The sequence below is a fragment of the Micromonospora sp. NPDC049089 genome (assembly GCF_040648775.1).
Taxonomy (GTDB): Bacteria; Actinomycetota; Actinomycetes; order Mycobacteriales; family Micromonosporaceae; genus Micromonospora.
In genome coordinates this window covers 1-2077 of sequence record NZ_JBEZEH010000380.1, presented here as the reverse complement: position 1 = coordinate 2077, position 2077 = coordinate 1, and the positions used below count along the sequence as shown (strand labels likewise).

2 protein-coding genes are annotated in these 2077 nt (G+C 71.1%); one reads left to right on the top strand and one right to left on the bottom strand.

Features of this window, described 5'->3' with window-relative positions; translation table 11 throughout:
• Positions 1 to 48: 48 nt before the first annotated feature.
• Positions 49 to 438 (bottom strand): hypothetical protein, encoded by a 390-nt coding sequence (locus AB0B48_RS32900; RefSeq protein ID WP_357208505.1) that lies wholly within the window; start codon positions 436 to 438, stop codon positions 49 to 51.
• 155 nt (positions 439 to 593) lie between these two features.
• On the opposite strand from AB0B48_RS32900, the gene AB0B48_RS32895 reads away from it, so the two are divergent.
• Positions 594 to 1940: an ABC transporter substrate-binding protein gene (locus AB0B48_RS32895; protein ID WP_357208503.1), complete on the top strand. Its 1347-nt coding sequence runs from the start codon at positions 594 to 596 to the stop codon at positions 1938 to 1940.
• Positions 1941 to 2077: the final 137 nt, after the last annotated feature.

Below are 2077 nucleotides of genomic sequence, written 5' to 3'. Positions count from 1 at the left end.
GGGGGCCGGCCCCCCCCCCCCGGCCCCCCCCCCCGACCCGGTGGCGGTTCACTCCGCGCGGCTGCGCAGGGTGGCGATCGTCGAACCGGCGAGTGTGAGAAGGCAGTCGGGGAGCAGCCCATCGGCGGCCGCCGCGCCGAACAGCGCCTCCCCGGTCGGCTCGTCCCGATTCGCGTACGCGCTGACGAAGCGGGCCACCCAGCGGGTGTCGTACCCGGCCTGGTCGATCCCCGGAAAGTCGAGCGCCGCCCCGCTGGCTGCCGGCGCGTCACCGAGCATCGTCGCGGCCAGGCACCAGGCGACGTCGTACGCGCCGTCCAGGCCGGCCCGGTCGACGACCGCGTCGAAGGCTCCCACCACCGCGTCTCCATCGCCGGTCAGCGCCGAACGGAGCACGGCGGCCGCGTCATCGAACGTCTGCTGTGGTAGGTCCGTCACGCAGCGCACAGTAGGACGGGTGGTCAAGCGCCCCCTCAACCGTCACTGTCCGTGTTCAACGCGAGCTACCTGCGCATTACGCCACCTCCACGGTCCCGCCGCCGGCCTCGGCACGCTAATGTGCGCAGCGGACCTTCGCCGGAGGAAGGACGACCATGTTCGTATCACGCCGCTCGCGGGTAGCCACACTGGCTGCCTGCGCGACGATCCTGCTCGCCACAAGCGCTTGCGGGGATGACAAGCCCGAAGAGGCCAGCGCCCAACAGGTGCGCCTCTACGGCACGGACGGCAACATGCTCAACTCCTATCCAGCGGAGTTGAAGGAAAGGGCGAGTCTCGTCGACGGGATGAAGGGCACCACGCCCCTCGTGCCGCTGCCAGACGACTTCAAGGGCCGGCTACGGGCCGTCAATCCGGCGCTGACGGACTATCTTTACTCCGCCGAGACGTACGACGCGGTGGTGATCGCCGTGCTCGCCGCCCAGTTGGCCGGCAGCACCGACCCCACCGACATCGCGAAGCAGATCGTCGCCGTGACCAACGACGGGCAGCGCTGCGAAAACCCGACGAGCTGTCTCGCGCTGGCCCGCAACGGGCAGGACATCGAGTACCGCAGCGTGTCGCTGACCCGGGCGGGCTTCACCGACAAGGGTGAGCCGGCCACCGCGAGCTACGCGACGCTGACCTTCGACGGGCAGCAGATCAACGACGGCAAGACCGAGTTCGTCGGTGCCGGCATCGAGTCGGCGGCGAGCACCAAGGCCCCGCCGAAGCCGAAGAAGCAGCGCCCGGGTGGCGCCGCCGCCGACCAGGAGCCACTGATCCTGGGTGGCCTGCTGCCGAAGACCGGTGACCTCTCGATCGCCTACCCACCGATGGCCGCCGGCGCGGCGCTGGCGATCAAGGAGGTCAACGCCGCTGGCGGCGCACTGGGCAAGCCGGTGACGTGGCTCGACGGCGACGACGGCACCAACCCGGCGGTGGCCAAGGCGACGGTGGCCAAGCACGTGACGGACGGCGTCAGCGTGATCATCGGTGCCGGCGGTTCGGGCATCTCCCGGGCGGTGCTGCCGGACGTGGTGCAGGCCGGGAAGGTCCTCTTCTCCCCGTCCAACACCGACAGCGGGCTGACCGACGTGGAAGACAACGGCCTCTACTTCCGCACCGCCCCGCCGGACAGCCTCCAGGGCCGGGCGCTGGCCGACGTGATCCTCCGCGACGGGTCGCAGAAGATCGTCATCGTCGCCCGCAAGGACTCCTACGGTGAGGGCCTCCAGGGCACCGTCCGTGACGAGCTGGAGAAGGCCGGTATCGCCAACGACCGCCTCAAGCTGTTGACGTACGAGCCGCCGGCCGACGCGAAGGCCGCCCCGGTCGACTTCAGCGGCGGCGCGAAGGAGATCAAGGCATTCGGCGCGGACGCCGTGCTGATCATCGGCTTCGGTGAGTCCGCCCAGGTGATCCGCGGCCTGGCCGACGCCGGGGTGCAGATCCGGCAGTAGGCAGGCCCAGAAACGACGACGGGCCCGCCGGCGTCACGGCCGGGGGGGCGGGTGTTGGTGGGGGGGGTGAGGGGCGGCGGGGGGGGGGCCCGGGAACCGGGAAACCCCGGGGGGTAGGGGTGGGCGTGCACTAGCAC

Bases quoted from the DNA above. Each gene is read 5' to 3' on its own strand.
- AB0B48_RS32895 (WP_357208503.1), top strand. From the start codon at position 594: ATGTTCGTATCACGCCGCTCGCGGGTAGCCACACTGGCTGCCTGCGCG.